Origin of the sequence: Collinsella aerofaciens (assembly GCF_032584215.1) — a bacterium.
In the GTDB taxonomy this organism is placed as follows: Bacteria; Actinomycetota; Coriobacteriia; order Coriobacteriales; family Coriobacteriaceae; genus Collinsella.
The window spans coordinates 1-249 of record NZ_JAWHPN010000173.1 but is presented as its reverse complement, the minus strand read 5'-3'; the positions used below and the strand labels follow the sequence as shown (position 1 = coordinate 249).

At 72.3% G+C, this 249-nt stretch carries 1 pseudogene; it reads left to right on the top strand.

The features are described 5' to 3' along the window. Positions 1 to 249 (top strand): annotated as a pseudogene (locus RX395_RS10235) (ATP-binding protein); the annotation flags it as partial.

The following is a 249-nucleotide window of genomic DNA, read 5'->3' as shown; positions in this document are numbered from 1 at the left end:
CGATGGCCGCTAGCGAGGAGCTGGCCCGCAGGGTCGTGGAGGCCGGGCGGTCATGTTCGCTCACCACCGCCGTCCTGGAGGAGTGGTCGAGGCTCGGCACCCCGAAACAGGTGGAGTACCTGGCGGGCTACCTCGAGGCGGAGAGGTCCAGCCGCGAGGCCTCGAAGCGCGCGACGCTGCTCAGGCGCTGCGCGCTGCCGGCGCCCAAGACCTTCGACGGCTACGACTGGTCGGCCGTGTCGTGGCCGG